Source organism: Jannaschia halovivens (assembly GCF_046452375.1).
Lineage (GTDB): Bacteria > Pseudomonadota > Alphaproteobacteria > Rhodobacterales > Rhodobacteraceae > Jannaschia > Jannaschia halovivens.
This window is the reverse complement of sequence record NZ_JBKFDJ010000002.1, coordinates 488,003-509,134: the sequence shown is the minus strand read 5'-3', so window position 1 is coordinate 509,134 and position 21,132 is coordinate 488,003. Positions and strand designations below refer to the sequence as shown.

Genomic DNA, 21,132 nt, shown 5'->3' with positions numbered 1-21,132 from the left:
CGCGCGTCAGGCCGCGCGCAACCGCCTGAGATCGCGCAGGATCGCGCGTCGATCGAGTTCGGTTTCGAGCGCCATCAAGTCCGAGAGCAGCGCCACCGCGCGCCCGCGTGCCATGTCGTCGGCGATCACGTGTGGCAGGGCCGCCGGGAAGGTATGCGCATAGAGGTCGTCGAAGGTCAGGGCGCGCCCGTGGATCCGGCCCGGCGGATGCGCCACAAGGCCGCCCTCGTGCGTCAGCGCCGAGGCCAGCCCCGCCGACAGCCAGTTGAGGCAGTTGATGGCCGTGAACGGATCGTTGATGCCGGGGCTGAGCGCGATAGCTGTCATCTCGACCAGTTGGTCGGCCACGAAGGTCAGCGTCTGCATCTCGGTCTGTTCCTGACCGATGGCGACGGCGTCGCGGATGTCCTCCTCAATCTCGTCGTCGAAGCCGTCACCCCAGATCTCCAGAAGCGGCTGCGCTGGGTTCACGAAATCGCCGGGCGTCCGCGCAAAGCGCAGGACGAGGTCGCGATCCTCGGCGATGTCGGCGATTCGGTCGTAGTTCACCGCCTGGACGAAGCCGGCATCCGGCATGGTCAGCACGCGGTCCGGCTCGCGGTCCGGTGGCGCGATCGCGCCCGCATCCGAGTCCCGTCCGTCGATCTGCGCCCGGATCATTGCGTCGAACCGCTTGCCGAGCTGGGCCGTGATATTCGAGACGTTCACCGTCTCGGGCACGTGGTGGACGAAGTAGATCATCGTCCCGATGGCGAGGAAGCAGAGCACCAGCGCGATCGCGACCGACAGCCGGGCGACGTGATCCTCGCCCGTGGACAGAAGCGCCAGCGTCGTCACCGCGAAGACCAGAACGGAGATCAGGATGCCGAGCGACCACTGGTTGCCGCGGTCCCGCATGAAGTTCCCGATCAGCCGCGGGCCGTATTGTCCGGCGGCATGGGTCACCGCCACGAGCGTCAGCGAGAACATGACCCCCGTGATCGAGGCGACCGACCCCGCGATCACCGACAGAAGGCTGCGCGCGCCCTCGGTCGTGATGTTCATGAGCGCGGGGGGCAGCGGAACAACCTCGGTCGCGTCGGCGCCGGCGAAATGCGCGAACCACGCGCCGATGGCCGACACCGTCACGAGACAGGCGGGAATGAACCAGTAGCTCGCGCGGATGTCCCGGATGATGGTCCGGAGGCGGGCGAATTGCTTCAGGGGGGAGATATCGAGCATCGGTGTCTGCGGTTGGGCCAAAGGGAACGCAATCGCGTCGCGGGAAGTTTCATGGAACCGCACAACCGATGGGATAGCTTCGCATGACACCCCGCCAATCGCTCGGGCTGGACCCGCGCACCGCCAAGCAAGAGCACGCCGAGGAGCAGCGCGAGGAAGAGGCCATCGAGGACGCGGGGAAACTCGCGCCCAAGCTTCTCTTCGAGGTGATCCGTCGCGATGGCGAGGAAGAGTTGACGCGCCCGCTTCGGAGCCTCGTCTATTCCGGGCTTGCCGCGGGCATGATGATCTCGATGTCGGTGCTGGGCGAGGCCGTATTCCGGACCTACCTGCCGGCCGACGCGTCCTGGTCCTACCTCGTCGAGAATCTCGGATATTCGCTGGGTTTCCTCGTGGTGATCCTCGGGCGGATGCAGCTCTTCACCGAGAATACGATCACGACCGTCCTTCCGGTCATCGCCAAGCCCACGCGGCGCATCTTCATGGCGATGCTCCGACTCTGGGCGCTGGTCCTCGTGGCGAACGTCGTGGGCGCCTTCGCCGTCTCGGCGCTCTATGCCTATACACCCGCCTTGCCCGCCGATCTCTATCCCGCGTTCGACAGTCTCTCGGCCCACGCGACCGGCTTTGCCCCGAGCGAGGCGTTCTTCCGGGCGATCCCGGCGGGCGTGATCGTCGCGGCCCTCGTCTGGATGCTGCCGCAGCGGTCGGGCGGTGCCTTCGCGATCATCATGGTCTTCACCTGGCTGATCGCGGCGGGCGACTTTACCCACGTCGTCGCGGGTTCGGTCGAATGGGGCTGGATGGTCTGGCGCGATCAGCTCGGCTTCTTCGAAGGCTTCGTGACCTTCTTCCTGCCGGTCCTTGCGGGCAATATCGTCGGCGGAACCGTGATCTTCACCCTGCTCGCCCATGGCCAGGTCAAGGACGAACTGCATCGCAGACCGATCTGAGCCACGTCACCGCCACGGAACCCCGGCGCCCGGATGCGGGTTGCCGGGGCGACGTTTCGTAGAAGGAGATGGGCGATGGCCGATATCAACGTGGGCGACAAGGTGAAGTGGAACTGGGGCAACGGCGAGGGCACCGGCAAGGTGACCGAACGGTTCACCGAGAAGGTCACCCGGACGATCGACGGAACCGAGGTGACGCGAAAGGCCAGCTCGGACGAGCCGGCCTTCATGATTGAACAGGATGACGGCGACCGGGTCCTGAAATCCGGATCCGAACTCAGCCAGGCCTGACGGGCCGGCGCGAAACCTAGAGCAGCGGGCGCGTCTGTGCGGGCTCGCTGTCGGTCATCCCGATCTTGGCCAGAAGCTCGAGATCGTTGACGATCAGCACCCCGTCCCGCCAGATCGCGAGCTGACGCTCCCGGAACTTCGCGAGTGTCTTGTTTGTGTGCACGAGCGACAGCCCGAGGCTGTCCGCGAGATCCTGTTGGCGGAACGGAAGGGGCATACCCCCCGCCGCGACCATCTCGAGCTGTTCGGCCCGGAGCCACAGACGCACCAGCGCCCAAGCTACCGCCTGCTCGGCGGCGCGCTGGCCCACCGTGGTCAGCGCCTCGCCGAGAAAATGCTCCTCGGTGGCCGCGATCCATGTCAGGTCATAAGAGCGCGAGGGCGAATTCTTGAAGAACCCCCAGAGCGCCGCACGATCGAAGACGCAGAGCTTCATGCGCGTGCGCGCCTCGACGGTATGCGACATTTCGCCCATCACGGCGGCCTGCAATCCGATCAGGTCCCCGGGAAAGATGAAGGTCGTGACCTGGCGGCGCCCGTTCTCCAGCACCTTGAACCGAAGCCCCATGCCGTCGAGCACGGTGAAGATCTGTGCCGAATGCGAACCCTCGGTCAGCACGGGTGTGCCGGGCTCGACCGTCATCTCGCCGACCTTGAAGCGCTGGGTCTGGCGCACCTCGTCATCCGACATGTCGGTGAACAGGCTTCGGGTCCGTAACGGACAATTGTCGCAGCGTGTGACCATGAACATTCCCTGGAGATACGTCACAGTTTAATGCGACCTGTCCCGGAATGTTCCATGCCTGATGTTTAGACCGGAGCCTGCACGCCGTGAAATACATCATCGATGCCGAGGACGAACTCGTCGCGCTCGATCTCATCGATCTCTTGGGACGGACGGACGACCAATCCGAAGTCATACAATTGAAGACGCTCTCGACGCTCGAGCCGCTGCGGCCCGCGTGGTCCGGCGGCGTACTCGTTACGGCACGGCCGGTGCGCGATGTCGTGACGTCCGAAGAGGTGAACCAGTTCATCGCCTCGGGCGGGCGGATCGTGCTTCTGGCCGACATGGATCCGGTCCCGCCGAACCTTTCGCCGAACTGGATCGTCCTCGACCGGCCGTTCTCGGACGACGCGTTCCTGAACGCGCTGATGCGCGCACAGGTCTGAGCCGCGCGCCTCCCGTCCGAGCCGGACGCGTCAGCTGGTGAGGGTTTCGGTGCTCGAGAAGAACATCGCCTGACTGACGGCCGAGCGGACCTGCTCCTGCGTGTAGGGCTTGGCGATCATGAAGGCCGGTTCCTTGCGCTCGCCGGAGAGCAGGCGTTCGGGGAAGGCCGTGATGAAGATCACCGGGCATTTACCAAGATCACTCATGACCTCGTTGACCGCGTCGATGCCGCTCGAATTGTCGGCCAACTGGATGTCGGCGAGGATCAGGTCCGGCATCTCCTTGCCCGCGAGATCGACCGCCTCGCGGTGGGTGCGGGCGATGCCGGTGATACGGTGACCCATCTCGCCGACCAGGGATTCGAGATCCATCGCGATGATCGACTCGTCCTCGATGATCATGACCTTGCCCGAGACGGCGTTCGACATCTCCTGGCGGGCGATGTTCACCAGATCGCGGGCCTCGCTGCCATTGACCTGCATGATCTCGCCCACCTCGTCGAAGCTGAACTCCTCGACGGTGTGCAGAAGCAGTGCCTCGCGGGTGTTCGGCGTGAGCAGCGCCAAGTGGCGCTGGGCGGCGGCCTCCAGACCGGTCTCTTCGGTATCGACGGGGGCACCCGAACTCATCCAGATGCCGTGGAACGTGCGGAACAGGGCGGTCTTCGTGCTTGACGCGTCGTCGAGCGTGCTGGGCTCCGTCAGGATCGCCTCCAGCGTGGCGGCGGCGTAGTTGTCGCCACTCGTCTGAGCGCCCGTTAGCGCACGTGCGTAACGCCGCAGATAGGGCAGGGCTGTGCTGATCTCGGTCGTGCTGTCCATCGTATCCTGTCGCCTTTTTTCCCGCCGGACGGGACTGATTTTTGTTCGGAACAAACTCGTATGCGTCGCGTTCAGTTCCAGCCCCAGAAAAAAAACCACAGCGGGCGGATGGGATACGGATGACCGACGAAAAAGACAAAGAAACGCGCGTCGACGACCTTATCGACCAGAACCTGAAGCGCGTCTACAACTCAGTCCTGTCCGAAGAGGTCCCGGACCGCTTCGCCAAGCTCCTCAGTCAGTTGCAGGCCGGCGAACCCGCCGCGTCGCGCAAGGAAGGGGACAACACGTGAGCCATCCCGATCCGCGCGAGGAGTTGGTCGAGCATCTCCCCGCGATGCGCGCCTTTGCCGTTTCGCTCACTCGCAACGCGGCGCTGGCCGACGACATGGTTCAGGACTCGCTCGTCAAGGCGTGGTCAAATCTCGACAAGTTCCAGCCGGGCACGAACATGCGCGCTTGGCTCTTCACGATCCTTCGGAACACCTACTATTCGAACCGGCGCAAGGCCAAGCGCGAGGTGCCCGACACCGACGGCGCGATCACAGCCAGCCTGTCGCGCAAACCCGATCATGACGGCCGCCTCAACATGATGGATTTCGAAGTCGCCTTCGCCAAACTCCCCGAGGAGCAGCGCGAGGCGCTGGTTCTCGTCGGCGCCTCCGGCTTCGCCTACGAGGAGGCGGCGGCCACCTGCGGTGTCGCCGTCGGCACCATCAAGAGCCGGGTGAACCGCGGCCGCGCCAAGTTGGTCGAACTGATGGGCATGAGCGACGACGAGGCTTTCGAACTGACCGACAGTGCCACCATGGCGGTCGTCGCATCGGCGCATAACGGCAATATGTGATGACCCCCGGCGGCTTCGGACAGCGCGGGCTGACAACGCGCGTTCTCATCCTGCTGTCCGTCGCCCTGTTTCCCTTCGCCGCGACCTCGGTCTTCCTGACCTATGACAACGCGCGCCAGGCCGAACAGCGCTCGGAACTGGCACTCCTCCTCCTGACCGAGCGGGCGACGAACGACCTGCAGGCCGTCGTGCAGCGTGGATACGGTGCGGCACGGGGCCTGGGGCAGGCCATCCTGCTGTCCACCCGGCGGTCCGACGGTTGCGACGCCGAGCTCGCCGATTTCCAAAGCCGCTTTCAAGTCTATTCAATCATCTCTTACATCGGCCTCGACGGGCAGGTCGTCTGCGCGTCGAACGGCGAGCGGATCGATCTGGCGGACACCCCCATGATGGAGGCGCTGACGGAGAGTATCTCCGACCCGCGCTCCAGCGTCACGCGTAACCCCTCGGGTCAGGTCACCGGGCTGCCCGTCATCGTCATCACCGAGCCGGTGCGGGACGCCGATGGCACGCTCCAAGGGTTCCTGTCGCTCTCGGTGCCTGAAGACACGCTCCTGCCGACGATGGACACGCTGGCCCTCGACTCGCCCGTGACCATCGTGACCTTCAATCACCGGGGCCAGATCCTGACCGGCACCAAGGATGACGACACGGTGCGCGCGGCCCTGCCCGCCGAAGCGTCGCTGGCGGATCTGACCGACCGCGGCGCACAGGTCTTCGTGGCCGACGACGCGACGGGCCAGCGTCGCACCTACGGCGTCGTCCCGCTCCTGCCGGACGTGGCCTTCGCGCTCAGCTCCTGGCCCGAAGCGGCGCTCGTCACGTCGGGTCCGCAACGCCTTCTGGCGACGTCGATCCTGCCGGCGCTGATGTGGCTGGCCAGCCTCTTCGTGGCCTTCGTCGCCCTCGACCGGCTGGTGATCCGCCATATCCGCGGCCTGTCGCGGCAGATGCGGACCTTCGCGCGCACCCGCCGCCTCGTGGCGCGCCCGGTGATGCGGACCGCAGGGCACGACCTGGCCGCCATCGAACGCGAGTTTCGCGACATGGCGCAGTCGATCCTTCAGGACGAGGCCCGGCTCGAGGACAACCTGCGCGAGAAGAACATCCTCCTCAAGGAGGTGCATCACCGGGTGAAGAACAACCTCCAGCTCATCACCTCGATCATGAACATGCAGATGCGCAAGGCGACCGACGACGAGGCCCGCAGCATGCTGCGCCGCCTGCAGGAGCGGGTGCTGACGCTGGCATCGGTGCATCGCGTGCTCTACCGCTCCGAGGACATGAACCGGATCGACGCGGGCCAGCTCATTCGCGACCTCGCCGAACAGCTTGTCGCGATGTCGACCCGAAGCGGCGAGATCCGGTTGCGCGTCGAGACCACCCCGATCGAGCTCTTTCCCGACCAGGCCGTTCCCCTGAGCATGCTCTGCAGCGAGGCGATGACCAACGCGATTCGCTACGCGGGGCCGGATGCGGACGGCCGGACGCAGATCCATCTGACCCTGGTCCGTGCGGGGGACGGCGATGGACGGCTTACGATCACGAGCACGCTGGGCGCCGCGCCGGTGCCCGACAACGAAAGCGGGCTCGGCGCGCAATTGATCCGTGCCTTCGAGAGCCAGTTGGCCGGAACGCTCCGGATGGGGATCGAGGACGATCGCTACGCGGTGCGGCTGACCTTCCCGGTCGCCACGCAGCAGGCCGCGACGCAGGATTACTGACATGTTCGAGCGCAGCCCCCCCGCACCGCCACCGCATGTGTCCGGCCCGGACGACCTCGATATCCTGCTGACCGCAGCCGAAGCCTATCCCGCCTTCGAACGCGCCGTGCTGGCCGCCGAGCACGAGATCGTCGCGGGGTTCCGCATCTTCGACTTCTCGACGAAGCTGCGGACCCCCGAAGCGCTAGAGATCGGGACCGACTGGTTCGACCTGATGCTGCACACGGTCCGGCGGGGGGTATCGGTACGCATGGTGCTGTCGGATTTCGACCCCGTCGTCGGGACCGAACTGCACGGCGGCACGTGGCGCAGCATGGCGATGGCCATCGCGCTGAACGAGCTTGCGGGCGATGCCGGCCGGCTCCAGATCATGGCCTCGCTCCACCCGGCCTCGGTCGGTGCGGTCGCGAAGGTGGCGCTCCTGCCGCAGGTGCGGGCCCTTCTAGACGGCCGTCTCCGACGCACGACGAAGCGCGGGGACCGTGCCCTGTCGCGGTTCCTCGCGCGGCATCCGCGCTTTGCGGCGTTAACCGCGCGGACGGGCGGGCGTCTCCGGCCGCGGATCTGGCCGCTGCCGTCGCTCTGGCCCGTGACCCATCACCAGAAGGTCGCGGTGATCGACGGCGCGGTGACCTATATCGGTGGGCTCGATCTGAACGAGCGGCGCTGGGACACGCTGCGCCACGACGGCCCGTCGGACGAGACGTGGCACGACGTCCAGCTTCTGGTCCGGAATGCGGAGGTGTCGGCGGCGACCAAGACCCATCTCGAGGAGTTCGTCGCGGCCATCGAGGGGGCGGCCCCGCCTTCCGATCTGGGTGGCGTGATCCTTCGGACGCTTTCGGCCAAGGCCGAGGGGCGCCCGTCGCTCTTTGCCCCGCGTCCCGTCCTGGCCGAGATCGAAGCTGCGCTCCTGGCCGAGATCGCCCGCGCCGAACGCTTCATCTATATCGAGACGCAGTTCCTGCGCGACCGTCGGATCGCGCGCGCGCTGGCGCGGCGGGCGCGCGAGCAGCCGTCGCTTGAGGTCATGGTGGTGTTGCCTGGCGCGCCCGAAGACGTTGCTTACATGGGTGCAACGCGCAGCGACGCGCGGTTCGGGGAGTACCTGCAATTCTCCTGCATTCGGAAGCTGCGGCGTGCCTTTCGCGGTCGCATCTTCGTCGGCTCCCCGGTCCAGCCGCGCACCGCCCAGGGGACCGGCCGGGATACGTTGCACGGCGCCCCTCTGGTCTATGTCCACGCGAAGGTTTGCGTCATCGATGACGCGTTCGCCATGGTGGGAAGTGCGAACCTCAACGGGCGCAGCCTGCGCTGGGACACCGAGCTGGCCGTGCCGATCCGGGATCGGGCGATCGCGACCCACCTGCGCGAGCGATGCCTGCGCCACTGGTGCGGCGATATGGAGGACGTGGACGCATTCCTGTCGCCCGAGACCGCCGTCCGGGCGTGGCAGCGGCTGGCGCTGGAAAACGCGAGGCGCAAGCCCGAGACGCGGAAAGGCTTCCTCGTGCCCTATCTGACCGGGCCGGCCAGACGGTTCGGACGCAGCCTTCCCGCGATGCCCGAAGAGATCGTCTGACACCAAGGGCCGGGCGCGACGAGGCCGACGGGGGACACCGATCGACTGCGTCTCCCGGAGGCGCGGGTCAGGCCGTGTCCCGCTTGTCCTCCACCCGGTCGAGCAGCTGGTTGATTCCGCGTGCGAGCACCGCCGTCGGTGCGTCCATACCCAGCACGTCGAGTCGCTCGGCGGGTTTGCCGAGTGCCGCGCCGCTCAGCATCCGTTGCATCGTCGCGTCGAAGCGGCCGCGCAGATCCTCGTTCGCGGCGAGTTCGCGGTCGCGGGCGACCTGGCTGGCGCGCAGCAATTCGAGCGCGCGACCGACCGTGTCGAGATCCTTCTGGGGGCAATGCGGGATCGCCGTGTCCGTCGCCCCGAGGGAGAGGTGGCAGATGCTGCGCACGATTTTCTGGAGCGAATGGTCCGTGGATCGCACCGAGATGATCGCGACCCCGCCGAAGAGCAACGTCATTCCCGTAAGCAGCAGCGCTTTCGACCGGGCCGATGCCATCGCGGCGGCCGCATCCTGCCGGATGAGCTGTCCGAGATGGTCGAGATAGGCGCGGCGCGCAGTCCCGAGCATCTCGATCCTCGTGTCGACATCCGCGAACCAGGTCGGCACGGCGACACCTTCGGCGCGCTCGGACGGGCCTGCCTCCCAGGTGTCGAGCCCCGTCGGCGCAGCGCCCGACCCCAGCCGCGTCCATGCGCCGAACGCCAGCTCCATCTCGGCAGGCCCGCGCCCGGCCACCTGACGGAACCCGGTGAGCAGACCGTCGAAGCGTCCCCGCGCCGCGGCCATGTCGGCGACCTGGTCCGGATCGGTTCGGCCCTCGGACATCGCGGTGGCCCGTGCGATGACGCCCCGGTCCCGCCATTGCCCGAGGGCATTCATCGCCCGCGAGAGGTTGATGCTGGCATGGAGGCGCTTTGCCAGTGCGGCGCTGCGGGTTCGGTCGGTGGCGGCGGTCATCGCCCCGAGGATGGCGGCATTGTCGCGTGCCATGACCTCGTAGAGCGCCCCGAGATCGGTCGCCCTGCCGTCGATGCGGTTCCGCAGCGTCCCATGCGCCCGGCGCCAGGTGCCCAGCGAGACTGGCGCGAGACCGGCCTGCGTCAGCAGGCGACCATCCGCGGTCCGCATCTCGGCCTCGCGGAAGGCGCGGTCGGTGACGAGGCGCGCCTGTCCAACCGCGTCCGCCCAATCGGCGCCGCCGAAGGCGAGCCACGCCGTCGAGGCCCCGCGTTCCAGCAGCATCGCCCGCGACACCCCCGACAGCGCATCGTCGAGCGCGATGATACCGGCTTCGGCGCTCTGAGCGCGGGAGTCGCGGATATCGCCCAGTATGACGGAGCCGGCAAAAAGCAAGGCGGTCGCGAAACCCGACAGGAACACGAGGATCATCGACTGCCGGACGGTGAGGGATCGGATTAGGCGCATGCACGGCTCCTGAGCACTTCGGGTCCGAGATTAGGCGCGGAAAGGTTGCCGTCCGGTTACGATCCGGGCTCCGTCCTCGACTGCGTTGCGCTTCGCGGCGAAACCGACCATCGTCGCGTGATGACTTCAGCGCCCAATTTCGACGAGATGACCGACCCCGACGGGTCGGTCCGCGAAGCCTATGCTGCCTTCGAGCGCTGGTTTTCGGAGGAGGAGACCGGCGACCTGCGCCAGAAGGCGCGCGAGGCCGAGGAGATCTTCCGGCTGACCGGCATCACCTTCAACGTCTACGGCGAGGCCGAGGCCGGCGAGCGGCTGATCCCGTTCGACATCGTGCCGCGCATCATCGCCGCGCGCGAATGGAAGAAGCTGTCGCGCGGAATCGAGCAGCGCGTGCGCGCGCTCAATGCGTTTCTCTACGACATCCACCATCGCCAGGAGATCGTCCGTGCCGGGCGGCTGCCCTACGAGATGTTGGCGCGCAACGAGGCCTACCTGCCGCAGATGATCGGGGTCGAGCCGCCGGGCGGGGTCTACACGCATATCGTCGGCATCGACCTCGTGCGGACGGGGCCGGACGAGTTCTACGTGCTCGAGGACAATGCTCGCACACCCTCGGGCGTCAGCTACATGCTGGAAAACCGCGAGACGATGCTTGGCATGTTCCCCGAGCTCTTCACGCAGAACCGGGTCCAGCGGGTGTCGTCCTATCCGCAGAACCTCCATGCCAGCCTCGCGGCCTGTGCGCCGCCGGCCTGCGACGGCGATCCGGTCGTGGCCGTCCTGACGCCCGGCATCCACAACTCGGCCTATTACGAGCACAGCTTCCTCGCCGACGAGATGGGCGTAGAGCTGGTCGAGGGTCACGACCTGCGCGTCGTGGACGGTCGCGTCGCGATGCGCACGACCCGCGGCTACAAGCCCATCGACGTGCTCTACCGGCGGGTGGACGACGAATATATCGACCCGCTGAACTTCAGCCCGGATTCCGTACTCGGCGTGCCGGGCATCTTCGACGTCTACCGTGCCGGCGGGATCACCATCGCCAACGCGCCGGGGACGGGCGTCGCCGACGACAAGGCGATCTACAGCTACATGCCCGAGATCGTGGAGTTCTACACCGGCGAGAAGCCCCTCCTCGAGAACGTGCCGACCTGGCGCTGCTCGGATCCCGACAGCCTTGCGCATGTGCTCGACAACCTCGAGGACCTCGTCGTCAAGGAGGTGCACGGCTCGGGCGGCTACGGGATGCTGATCGGGCCGACCGCGTCGAAGAAGGACATCCGGGCGTTCCGCAAGAAGCTCGAGGCGCGCCCCTCCAACTACATCGCGCAGCCGACGCTGTCGCTGTCGACGGTCCCGATCTTCGCCAAGGAGGGGCTGGCGCCACGACATGTGGACCTGCGGCCGTTCGTTCTCGTCTCGCCCGACCGGATCGACATCACGCCCGGTGGACTGACGCGCGTGGCGCTCAAGAAGGGATCGCTCGTCGTGAACTCGTCCCAGGGCGGCGGCACCAAGGACACCTGGGTGCTGGAGGACGACTGATGCTCGGAAAAACGGCAGGCGGTCTCTTGTGGATGTTTCGATATCTGGAGCGGACCGAGAATATCGCGCGGCTGGTCGAGACCGGCCATCGCATCGCCCTGACGCGCCCCGACCGCGCGGAAACCGAATGGGCCTCGGTCCTCAGCACGGCGGGCGTGCGGCAGGCCTTTGACGCCGCCCATGACGACGTGACCGCCGAAGCGGTGATCGACTGGCTGCTGCGATCGCCGGATAACGCGTCCTCGGTCCTGGCCTGCGTGGAATCGGCGCGGATGAACGCGCGTACGGTTCGCACCGCCCTGACCCGCGAGGTCTGGGAGGCGGTCAACGAATGTTGGATGACGCTGCGCGCGGACCTGTCGCGCAAGGTCACGATGCGCAACCTGCCCAAGGTCCTCGGCGCGATCCGGCAGCGCTCGGCCTTCGTGCGGGGCACGATGCACGGCACGATGCTGCGCAACGAGATCTTCGACTTCTCGCGATTGGGGACCTTCATGGAGCGGGCGGACGCCACCGCGCGGCTGTTGGATGTGAAGTACTACGTGCTCCTGCCGACCGCCGCCGGTGTCGGCTCGCCCCTCGACAACGCGCAATGGGAGGTGATCCTGCGGTCGGTCTCGGCCGAGAACGCATTTCTCATGGTGCACGGCCGGACCCGCCGACCGGCCGACATCGCGAAGTTCCTGATGCTCGACAAGCGGATGCCGCGCAGCCTCGCCTTCTGCTACAAGAAGATTGGCGGCAATCTCGGCTATCTCGAACGCGACCATGGCATTCGGATGCCCAGCCATGACCTCGCCGAGGAGGTTTGCCGCAAACTCGACAGTGCCAGCATCGAGAGCGTGTTCGAAGAGGGGCTGCACGAGTTCCTGCAGGATTTCCTGCGGATGAACGCGGCACTCGGGGCGCAGATCGAAACCGATTACAGGTTCGTCAAATGACCAGACGCCTCGATATCCGCCACGTCACGACCTATCGCTGGGATGGCCCCACGACCTATGGCCTCCAGCAGCTTCGCCTGACCCCGAAGGACCGCCCGGACCAGAAGATCCTGTCCTGGGACACGAGCATCGAGGGCGGGCGCGTCGAGGTCGCGTTCGACGACGCGAACGCCAACCGGACGCAGCTGGTATCCATCAATCCCGGCGCGGGCGAGATCCGCATCATCGCCGAGGGCCGCGTCGAGATGAGCGATGCGGGCGGCGTCATCGGAAAACAGGGCGGATTCATGCCCTTGTGGATGTTCCTGCGCCCGACGGATCGCACCCGGCGCGGCAGCGGCACGCTCGCCTTCGCGCGCGAGGTCCGCGAGATGTCGGACGATCTGGGCCAGCTCCACCGTCTGTCCGAGGTGATCCGCGACGCGGTGACCTACGCGACCGGCACGACGGACGTGGACATGACCGCCGAGGAGGCGATCGATGCGGGCACCGGCGTCTGCCAGGACCATGCGCATATCTTCGTCACCTGCGCGCGGCTGCTCGACCGGCCCGCGCGCTACGTCTCCGGCTATCTGCGGATGGACGGGCAGGACACCCAAAGCGCCACCCACGCCTGGGCCGAGGCCTATGTCGACGGGATCGGCTGGGTCGGATTCGACGTCTCCAATGGCATCTCGCCCGACGACCGCTACGTGCGCGTGGCGACGGGCCGCGACTATGCAGAGGCCGCGCCGGTGACAGGCGTGCGCCAGGGCGACGGGATCGAGGCGATGGATGTCGAATTGGTGGTGTCTGAAGGGCAGGCCCAGCAGCAGTCGCAGCAATAGGACCCTGCCGCATTGCGGCACGGGGGCGTGTCCGGCCGGGACCGATACGTGGACCCGCGGTGAGTTCCCGTTGCGCGGCCAAGGCGGGCATGGCAGAGCACGGCGACCTTCATCTTGGACAAAACCCATGACCTATTGCGTCGGCCTGCAACTCGATCGCGGCCTCGTCTTCATGTCCGACACGCGCACCAATGCCGGCGTCGACAACGTCTCGACCTATCGCAAGATGCACACCTGGGAGGTCGCGGGCGAGCGCGCGATGGTCCTGATGACCGCGGGCAACCTCGCCACCACGCAGGCCGTCGTGAGCCTCCTGGACGAGCGCAACCTCGCGCCATCCGAGCGCAGCCCCTCGCTCCTGACCGCCCCGTCGATGTTCCAGGCCGCGCGCCTGATCGGCGAGACGCTGCGCGGTGTCATCGCGGATGCGCGCGACTCGAAGTCCAAGGCCAATACCTTCAACGCCACGATGATCTTCGGCGGGCAGGTCGCGGGATCGCCGCCCCGGCTCTACATGATCTATCCCGAGGGCAACTTCATCGAGGCGCAGCCCGACACGCCCTTCTTCCAGATCGGCGAGACGAAATACGGCCGCCCCATCCTCGTACGCGCCTACGACCCCGCGATGACGTTCGAGGTGGCGGCCAAGCTCCTGATGGTCAGCTTCGATTCGACCATCCGCGCCAACCTGTCGGTCAGCACGCCGCTGGACCTGCAACTGCTCGAGACCGATACCTGCCGCCTCGGGCTCGACCGCCGCATCCAGGACAGCGACGCCGATTTCGCGGCGATCTCGGACGGATGGTCCGACGCGCTGCGCACCGCGTTCCACAGCTTGCCCGACGTGACCCTCTGACGCGGACGGGCGGGCAGCGGTTGAAGCCCCGCGTCCCCCGGCTATCGTCCGCAGGCTTGGAGGCCCGATGCTGCTGGACGTGCGAGAGATCGAGAAGAGCTACGAGACGGGCGACGGGTCGCAGCCGGTCCTGCGCGGCGTCTCGCTCGCCATCCCCGCCGGACGCACGCTCGCCCTCACCGGCGAGAGCGGCTCGGGCAAGTCGACGCTCCTGCATCTGATCGGTGGCCTCGACGCGCCCGACGCGGGCGTCATCGAAATCGACGGCCGCGACATCGCCGCCCTCGACGAGGCCGGTCGGGCGGACATGCGGCGCAGCACCGTGGGCCTCGTCTTCCAGCAGTTCAATCTCATCCCCTCGCTCGATGTCGGCGCGAACCTGACCTTTCACGCCCGGCTCGCGGGCCATGCGCCGGGAGATGTGGCGGCGCTGGCCGAACGGCTCGGGCTTGACGGGCATCTCGACCGCTATCCCGAGCAGCTTTCCGGTGGCCAGCAGCAGCGCGTCGCCATCGGGCGAACGCTTCTGGCGCGCCCGAAGCTCGTCCTTGCCGACGAGCCGACCGGCAATCTCGACGAGACGACCGGCGACGCGATGCTCGACGTGATGCGCGACATGGTCGTCCGGGCGGGGGCCGCCCTCCTGATGGTGACCCATTCCGAACGGCTGGCCGGGCGGCTCGACGCGCGGCTGCACTTGCGCGCCGGACGCGTGACGTGAACCACGCGGCACTGCAAGCTCTCCTGTCGCACTGGCTACGGCACCCGGTGCAACTGGTGACGCTGGTGGTGGGGCTTGCGCTCGCAACCGGCCTCTGGACCGGTGTGCAGGCGATCAATGCGCAAGCGCGGCTCAGCTACGACCAGGCCGCCGCGACCCTCGGGGCGCAAGACGGGACCCGGCTCGAAGGGCCGCTGACGCTTGGCGATTTCGCCGCCGCACGCCGCGCGGGCTGGGCGGTGACGCCGGTGATCGAGGCGCGGCTGCCGCGCTCGACCCTGAGGCTGATCGGGCTCGATCCGTTCACCGCACCCCCGGCCGGCCCGTTGCCGGATCTGGGCGGCGACGGCGATCTCGCGGGGTTCCTGACCGGCGAGGTGATCTTCGCCGCACCCGACGCGATGGACCGGCTACCCGAGGGCCTGCCGACCGTCCGGCCGCTGGAGGGTCTCGCGCCCGGTCATGTCCTCGCCGACATCGGCGCGGCGCAGGCGCTGCTGGGCACGGACCGGATCGGCTATCTCGCCATACTCGGGGACACGTCGAATGTCGCCGGTCTGACCGACCTCCTGCCCGGCACCCGTCTTGTCACGACCGACGGGGCCGGAGACGTCGCGCGGCTGACCGACAGTTTCCACCTCAACCTGACGGCCTTCGCGCTCCTGGCCTTCGCCGTAGGTCTTTTCATCGTGCACGCCGCCATCGGCCTCGCCTTCGAACAGCGCCGCCCGCTCTTTCGGACGCTTCGAGCGCTGGGCGTCTCGGCGCGTCGGCTGACCTGGCTTCTGGCGGGCGAACTGGTCGCCTTCACGCTCGTCTCCGGCGCCTTCGGGATCGTTCTGGGCTACCTCGTGGCCGCGGCCCTTCTGCCGGGCGTGGCGGCCACGCTCTCGGGGCTCTATGGCGCAGGCGTTGCGGGGACGCTCGGGCTGGCGCCCATCTGGTGGCTTTCGGGCTTCGCGATGGCCGGTGCGGGTCTGGCAGTCGCGGGCGGCGGCAGCCTCTGGCGGCTCGCCCAGTTACCGGTGCTGGCGCCCGCCATGCCCCGCGCTTGGGCGCGCGCTAGGGCGTCGACGCTGATGCGGCAGGCCGGGGCGGGGCTGGCCCTTCTCGCCGCGTCGGCCGCGCTTGCGCTGTTAGGTCAAGGTCTTGTCGCGGGTTTTCTCTGTCTCGGCGCGCTTCTTCTCGGGGCGGCGCTTCTCCTGCCGCCGCTCCTGTCGCTCCTGCTCGATCTCGGGGCGCGGACAGCGCGCGGGGCGGTGGCGCAATGGCTCTGGGCCGACGCCCGCCAGCAGCTTCCGGGCCTCAGCCTCGCGCTGATGGCGCTGCTCCTCGCGCTCTCGGCCAATATCGGCGTCAGCACCATGGTCGGCAGCTTCCGGGCGACCTTCACGGGCTGGCTCGATCAGCGCCTCGCCTCGGAACTCTACATCACCGCCGCCACCCCGGCCGAAGCCGAGGCGCTCGTGGCCTATCTTGAGCCGCGCGTGGACGCGATCCTGCCGATCACCTCGACGGAGGCCGAACTCCAGGGCGCGCCGGGCGAGGTCTTCGGCGTCGCCGACCACGCGACCTACCGCGATCACTGGCCGATCCTCGACGGCCTGCCGGGGCTCTGGGACCGGCTGGTCGACGGGGAGGGCGCGCTCGTCAACGAACAGCTCGCCCGGCGCGAGGGGCTCTGGGCGGGCGACAACGTCGATCTGGGCGCGGCCGGGCGGCAAACCATCCTCGGGGTCTATTCCGACTACGGCAATCCGCGCGGGCAGGCGATCCTCGGCCTCGCCGCCTTCGACGCGCGCTTTCCCGAGGTGCCGCGTCTGCGCTTCGCTCTTCGCGTGGCACCGGCAGACGTGACGCCGCTCGTCGCGGATCTCCGCGCGCGGTTCGACCTGCCGCGCGACCGGCTGGTCGATCAGGCCGGGATCAAGCGCTTCTCTCTGGACGTGTTCGAACAGACCTTCGCCGTGACTGCCGCGCTCAACGTCCTCACGCTGGGCGTCGCCGGGTTTGCGCTCTGGGCGTCGCTGACGACCCTCGGAACCATGCGCCTGCCACAGGTCGCGCCGGTCTGGGCGATCGGCTTGACGCGCGGGCGGCTGGCGGCGCTCGACCTCGCCCGCGCCGTCCTTCTCGGGGCGGCAACGGCGGCGTTGGCCATCCCGGTCGGCATCGTGCTGGCCTGGGTGCTGCTGGCCGTGGTCAACGTGCAGGCCTTCGGCTGGCGCCTGCCGCTCCGCCCCGACCCCGGCGGCTGGACCGCGCTGGCGCTCTGGGCTGTGCTCGCCGCCGCGCTGGCCGCAGCCCTGCCGGCCTGGCGCATGTGGCGGATGCCGCCTGCCCGGCTCGTGAAGGTCTTCGCCCATGAACGCTAGGCTGTGCCTCCTCCTAATCCTGCTGCCGCTGCAGGTCGCCGCACAGGGCTTCGCGGGCCTCGGGCAGGGCGGCGACGGCTTCGCGGTGCCGCGCCCCGACCCGGAGTTCGCCTTCCCCGCCGATCACGGCCCGCATCCCGACTACCGCATCGAATGGTGGTATCTGACGGCGAGCCTCGAAGCGGCGGACGGCACGCCCTACGGCATTCAATGGACGCTCTTCCGTTCGGCACTGACGCCCGAAGGGCCACAGGTCTGGATGGGGCATATGGGCATCACCACGCCTGACGCGCACCATTCCGGCGAGCGCCTGGCGCGGGGCGGTATCGGGCAGGCCGGGGTCGAGGCCGCGCCTTTCGCCGCGTGGATCGACGAGTGGCGCATGGCGGGGCCCGATCTCGGCGACCTGACCCTGTCGGCGCGCGGGACCGAGGCTGGCTACGACCTTGCCCTGACCGCGGAGGGACCGCTCGTCTTTCACGGCGCGGACGGTTTCTCGGTGAAGTCCGCGAGCGGGCAGGCGAGCTATTACTATTCGCAACCCTTCTACCGGGTCTCGGGCACGCTGGACCTGCCATCGGGACCGGTCGAGGTGTCAGGGCAGGGATGGCTCGATCGCGAATGGTCGTCCCAGCCGCTCGAGGACGACCAGGAGGGCTGGGACTGGTTCTCGCTGCATCTGGAGGGCGGCGCCAAGCTGATGGCGTTCCAATTGCGCGGCGGGACACCGTTCGCATACGCCTCGTGGATCGATCCCGACGGCACGCTGACGCCCTATTCCGGCGACGCGCTCCGGCTCGAAGCGCTCGACATCTCGCAGGTGGCGGGGCGGGACGTTCCCACGGAATGGCGACTGGAGCTGCCCGCCCGCGATCTCGACCTGACGGTACGTGCGGTGAACCCCCGGAGCTGGCAGGCGACGCTCTTTCCCTATTGGGAAGGGCCGGTCACGGCCACCGGAAGCCACGCCGCGACGGGATATCTGGAGATGACCGGCTATGAGTGACCCGTGGCACCGGCTCGACACGCTACTCGGCCATATCTGGGACCGACTCGCGGCCGGGGTGGCGGATGCGTCCGATCCCTTCCGGCTCGTGGCGCTCGCCACTGCGGGAACGGACGGCCCCGAAGCCCGGATGGTCGGCCTGCGCGGCGCGGACCGCCGGGCCGGCACGATCGAGGTACATAGCGACCTCAGGACGGCCAAGATCCGTGCCCTCTGGACCGAGCCGCGCGCGGCCCTTCTGTTCTGGGACGCGGCAACGCAGGTCCAGATCCGCCTTTCCGTCGAGATGACTCTGATCCCCGCCGACCGCGACCGCTGGGCCGAGGTGCCCCCCGAGCCGCGGCTGAACTACGGCACCGACCCCGCGCCGGGCCTGTCGGTCGCATCGCCCGAAATCGTGACCCGGACCCCCGCCCTCGAGCGCTTCGTCGCGCTGTCCGGCCATGTCCGCGGGATCGATGCCGTCAGCCTCGCGCATGCGCCACATCGACGGGCTTCATTCGACGGGCCGGACGCGCCGGGCCGCTGGGTCGCGCCCTAACCGTTTCTTCATGTCTGGCCGCTAGCCCTGCCCCCCGGAGGCCCGGACATGGCAGGCAACGACGCGCGCCCGATCATCATCAAGCGCATCAAGAAGGTCGAGGGCGGGGGGCATCACGGTGGCGCGTGGAAGGTCGCCTATGCCGATTTCGTCACCGCGATGATGGCCTTCTTCATGCTCATGTGGTTGCTCAACGCGACAACCGAGAAGCAGCGCAAGGGCCTCGCGGACTACTTCAATCCCACGATCGCGATCAGCCGCGCGTCGGGCGGCGGGGACGGCGCGATGGGCGGCGACAGCACCGCCGCGGATGCGCTCGTCGTCCAGACCGGGCGCGGCGGCATCACCCCGTCCGAAGTGCATGGCACCGCGGATGCCGAGGGCGAGATGACGGCCGTGGCCGCCGCGCTGATGGGCAAGGGGGGCGACAGCCTTCTCGACACCGAGCAGCTTCGTCACGTCACCGTCCGCCTCTCCGACGAAGGCACCGTGATCGAGATCTTCGACCTGCCGGACCGACCGTTGTTCGACGGAACCACGCCGACACCCCTCCTTTTGGGCATCATCCAGGCGGCCAAGTCCGAGCTGACGCCGCGCCGCAACATGATCGCCATCAGCGTGTTCACCGCCGCCGCACCGATCGTGGTGCGGGATGCCGGGCTCTGGGCGCTGTCGACGGCGCGGGCCGATTCGCTGCGCGCGGCTTTGCCGACGATCGGGATCGACGATGGCCGGGTCGCCCGGATCACCGGCCATGCCGACCGCCGCCCGGCCAATGCCAATCCCTTGTCCGAGCGGAACAATCGCGTCGAACTCATCCTTCTGCGCAACACGCCGAGACCCCCGCGACCGCGATAACGGCTGGCGCGCGGCCGCGGCGTTAGCCTCGCCTTAAGACCCGTTGCCCATGCTCGCCGCAGCACCATCCGACAGAAGCCCGAGTTTTTCAGCAAGGATTGCCGATGACGATCTCCTCCTCCCTCAATGCCGGCGTGACCGGTCTGAACGTGAACGCCAGCAAGCTCGCGACGATCTCCGACAACATCGCGAACTCGGCCACCTTCGGCTACAAGCGCGCCGTCGCGGATTTCCATTCGCTCGTACTCAATCAGTCGAAGGGCAACTATTCCGCAGGTGGCGTGCGCGTCACCACGGGGCGCATGATCGATCAGCGCGGCACGCTCGTCACCACCAGCAACGCCACCGATCTGGCGGTCGGCGGGCGCGGCATGATCCCGGTCACGACCGCCACCAGCGCGGCCTCGGGCGAGGCAGTCGAGATGCGACTGACGACGACGGGATCGTTCCGGCCCGATGCCAGCGGGGTGCTGCGCACCGAAAGCGGGCTCGTCCTCCTCGGCTGGCCCGCGACGAATGACGGCATCATTCCCGCCTATCCGCGCGACGCCTCCGGCGGTCTGCAACCCGTCCGCGTCGACACCAATACATTCGAAGGCGATCCCACCACCGAGATCCTGATGGGCGTCAATCTTCCCGCAACCGACACCCAATTCGACGCGACGGGCGACCCGCGGGAACTGACGCTCGAATATTTCGGCAGCCTGGGGCAAGCCGAACGGCTCGACGTGACCTACACGCCCGTGATCCCCGCCACGGGATCCAGCAACCGTTGGACGATGGAGGTTCGCGATCAGGGCCAGGGCGGGATCGTCGTCGGGGAATTCGACATCCTGTTCGACGACACGCGCCAGAACGGCGGCACGATCTCGGCGGTGACGCCGCTTTCGGCAGGCGCGTACGACCCCGCGACCGGACGACTGACCATCGGCGCCCTGGGTGGCGACATCGAGGTCGAGGTCGGTCGCCCGCTCGAGGCGAAGGGTCTGTCCCAGCTCTCGGACGTGTTCGCGCCGCTCTCGATCAGCAAGAACGGCTCGCCGGTCGGCAACCTGACCTCGATCGAAGTCGACGAGAACGGCATTCTTCGCGCCCTCTACGATACCGGGTTCAGCAAGGCCCTCTACCAGATCCCGATCGTGGACGTCCCGAAGCTGAACGGTCTGAAGGCCCTCCCGAACCAGACCTACGCCATCTCCAGCGAGAGCGGCGCATTCTACCTCTGGGATGCGGGCCAGGGCCCGGTCGGCGCGATGGTCGGTTTCGCCCGCGAGGAGAGTACCACCGACGTCGCGGGCGAATTGACCCAGCTTATCCAGACCCAGCGCGCCTACAGCTCCAACGCGAAGGTCATCCAGACCGTCGACGAGATGCTGCAGGAAACCACCAACATCAAGCGCTGACGCAACCTGACCGGAGGTCG

Annotated in this window: 21 protein-coding genes; 17 read left to right on the top strand and 4 right to left on the bottom strand. The window is 67.8% G+C overall.

All coding sequences use genetic code 11. The features are described 5' to 3' along the window. Window positions 1-6: 6 nt before the first annotated feature. Complete coding sequence (locus tag ACK8OR_RS15990; RefSeq protein WP_410190390.1) at window positions 7-1,221, bottom strand: DUF2254 domain-containing protein; 1,215 nt, start codon at window positions 1,219-1,221, stop codon at window positions 7-9. Window positions 1,222-1,304: 83 nt separating this feature from the next. Here ACK8OR_RS15990 and ACK8OR_RS15985 point away from each other — a divergent pair, with 83 nt between their 5' ends. Beyond that, entirely contained in the window at window positions 1,305-2,174 is an 870-nt protein-coding gene (locus ACK8OR_RS15985) for a formate/nitrite transporter family protein (protein ID WP_410190389.1), read from the top strand. A gap of 75 nt (window positions 2,175-2,249) precedes the next feature. Then, entirely contained in the window at window positions 2,250-2,465 is a 216-nt protein-coding gene (locus ACK8OR_RS15980) for a hypervirulence associated TUDOR domain-containing protein (protein WP_410190388.1), read from the top strand. A 16-nt stretch (window positions 2,466-2,481) separates the two neighbouring features. On the opposite strand, the gene ACK8OR_RS15975 is transcribed toward ACK8OR_RS15980, so the two are convergent. Next, window positions 2,482-3,210 carry a Crp/Fnr family transcriptional regulator gene (locus ACK8OR_RS15975; RefSeq protein WP_410190700.1) on the bottom strand — a complete coding sequence of 243 codons (729 nt, stop codon included), beginning with the start codon at window positions 3,208-3,210 and terminating at the stop codon, window positions 2,482-2,484. An 86-nt stretch (window positions 3,211-3,296) separates the two neighbouring features. On the opposite strand from ACK8OR_RS15975, the gene ACK8OR_RS15970 reads away from it, so the two are divergent. Further along, the gene (locus ACK8OR_RS15970) at window positions 3,297-3,638 is read left to right on the top strand and encodes a hypothetical protein (RefSeq protein WP_410190387.1); all 342 of its coding nucleotides are present in this window, start codon (window positions 3,297-3,299) and stop codon (window positions 3,636-3,638) included. 30 nt (window positions 3,639-3,668) lie between these two features. Here ACK8OR_RS15970 and ACK8OR_RS15965 read toward each other — a convergent pair whose 3' ends face one another. Continuing rightward, a complete protein-coding gene (locus ACK8OR_RS15965; protein ID WP_410190386.1) occupies window positions 3,669-4,460 on the bottom strand; it encodes a response regulator in 792 nt (263 codons plus the stop codon). Window positions 4,461-4,579: 119 nt separating this feature from the next. Here ACK8OR_RS15965 and ACK8OR_RS15960 point away from each other — a divergent pair, with 119 nt between their 5' ends. Genes ACK8OR_RS15960 through ACK8OR_RS15945 form a run of 4 tightly spaced genes read left to right on the top strand, consistent with a single transcriptional unit; the run spans window position 4,580 to window position 8,613 of the window. Beyond that, window positions 4,580-4,753 carry a NepR family anti-sigma factor gene (locus ACK8OR_RS15960; RefSeq protein WP_410190385.1) on the top strand — a complete coding sequence of 58 codons (174 nt, stop codon included), beginning with the start codon at window positions 4,580-4,582 and terminating at the stop codon, window positions 4,751-4,753. After that, window positions 4,750-5,307, top strand: a complete 558-nt coding sequence (locus tag ACK8OR_RS15955; RefSeq protein WP_410190384.1) for an RNA polymerase sigma factor — start codon at window positions 4,750-4,752, stop codon at window positions 5,305-5,307. Before ACK8OR_RS15960 ends, ACK8OR_RS15955 begins: the two co-directional genes overlap by 4 nt. Further along, window positions 5,307-7,031, top strand: coding sequence for a sensor histidine kinase (locus tag ACK8OR_RS15950; protein WP_410190383.1), 1,725 nt, complete (start codon window positions 5,307-5,309; stop codon window positions 7,029-7,031). Before ACK8OR_RS15955 ends, ACK8OR_RS15950 begins: the two co-directional genes overlap by 1 nt. Before the next feature lies 1 nt (window position 7,032). After that, on the top strand, window positions 7,033-8,613 hold the full coding sequence (locus ACK8OR_RS15945) for a phospholipase D family protein (protein ID WP_410190382.1): 1,581 nt from the start codon (window positions 7,033-7,035) through the stop codon (window positions 8,611-8,613). A gap of 67 nt (window positions 8,614-8,680) precedes the next feature. Here the strand turns inward: ACK8OR_RS15945 and ACK8OR_RS15940 are convergent, their stop codons facing one another. Continuing rightward, window positions 8,681-10,036: a nitrate- and nitrite sensing domain-containing protein gene (locus ACK8OR_RS15940; RefSeq protein ID WP_410190381.1), complete on the bottom strand. Its 1,356-nt coding sequence runs from the start codon at window positions 10,034-10,036 to the stop codon at window positions 8,681-8,683. A 120-nt stretch (window positions 10,037-10,156) separates the two neighbouring features. Here ACK8OR_RS15940 and ACK8OR_RS15935 point away from each other — a divergent pair, with 120 nt between their 5' ends. The 10 genes from ACK8OR_RS15935 to ACK8OR_RS15890 all read left to right on the top strand — a co-directional run bounded on the left by ACK8OR_RS15935 (window position 10,157) and on the right by ACK8OR_RS15890 (window position 21,112). Continuing rightward, the gene (locus ACK8OR_RS15935) at window positions 10,157-11,584 is read left to right on the top strand and encodes a circularly permuted type 2 ATP-grasp protein (RefSeq protein WP_410190380.1); all 1,428 of its coding nucleotides are present in this window, start codon (window positions 10,157-10,159) and stop codon (window positions 11,582-11,584) included. Next, window positions 11,584-12,525: an alpha-E domain-containing protein gene (locus ACK8OR_RS15930; RefSeq protein ID WP_410190379.1), complete on the top strand. Its 942-nt coding sequence runs from the start codon at window positions 11,584-11,586 to the stop codon at window positions 12,523-12,525. Before ACK8OR_RS15935 ends, ACK8OR_RS15930 begins: the two co-directional genes overlap by 1 nt. Then, the gene (locus tag ACK8OR_RS15925) at window positions 12,522-13,352 is read left to right on the top strand and encodes a transglutaminase family protein (RefSeq protein WP_410190378.1); all 831 of its coding nucleotides are present in this window, start codon (window positions 12,522-12,524) and stop codon (window positions 13,350-13,352) included. Before ACK8OR_RS15930 ends, ACK8OR_RS15925 begins: the two co-directional genes overlap by 4 nt. Window positions 13,353-13,479: 127 nt before the next feature. Then, window positions 13,480-14,208, top strand: coding sequence for a peptidase (locus ACK8OR_RS15920; protein ID WP_410190377.1), 729 nt, complete (start codon window positions 13,480-13,482; stop codon window positions 14,206-14,208). Window positions 14,209-14,275: 67 nt separating this feature from the next. Beyond that, window positions 14,276-14,929 carry an ABC transporter ATP-binding protein gene (locus tag ACK8OR_RS15915; RefSeq protein WP_410190376.1) on the top strand — a complete coding sequence of 218 codons (654 nt, stop codon included), beginning with the start codon at window positions 14,276-14,278 and terminating at the stop codon, window positions 14,927-14,929. Further along, entirely contained in the window at window positions 14,926-17,304 is a 2,379-nt protein-coding gene (locus ACK8OR_RS15910; protein ID WP_410190375.1) for an FtsX-like permease family protein, read from the top strand. The genes ACK8OR_RS15915 and ACK8OR_RS15910 overlap by 4 nt, the downstream gene beginning before the upstream one ends. Further along, window positions 17,294-18,310, top strand: a complete 1,017-nt coding sequence (locus ACK8OR_RS15905) for a lipocalin-like domain-containing protein (protein ID WP_410190374.1) — start codon at window positions 17,294-17,296, stop codon at window positions 18,308-18,310. The genes ACK8OR_RS15910 and ACK8OR_RS15905 overlap by 11 nt, the downstream gene beginning before the upstream one ends. Further along, a complete protein-coding gene (locus ACK8OR_RS15900; protein ID WP_410190373.1) occupies window positions 18,303-18,851 on the top strand; it encodes a pyridoxamine 5'-phosphate oxidase family protein in 549 nt (182 codons plus the stop codon). Before ACK8OR_RS15905 ends, ACK8OR_RS15900 begins: the two co-directional genes overlap by 8 nt. Window positions 18,852-18,899: 48 nt before the next feature. Beyond that, window positions 18,900-19,709 carry a flagellar motor protein MotB gene (locus ACK8OR_RS15895; protein WP_410190372.1) on the top strand — a complete coding sequence of 270 codons (810 nt, stop codon included), beginning with the start codon at window positions 18,900-18,902 and terminating at the stop codon, window positions 19,707-19,709. Window positions 19,710-19,813: 104 nt separating this feature from the next. Next, window positions 19,814-21,112, top strand: coding sequence for a flagellar hook protein FlgE (locus tag ACK8OR_RS15890; RefSeq protein ID WP_410190371.1), 1,299 nt, complete (start codon window positions 19,814-19,816; stop codon window positions 21,110-21,112). Window positions 21,113-21,132: the final 20 nt, after the last annotated feature.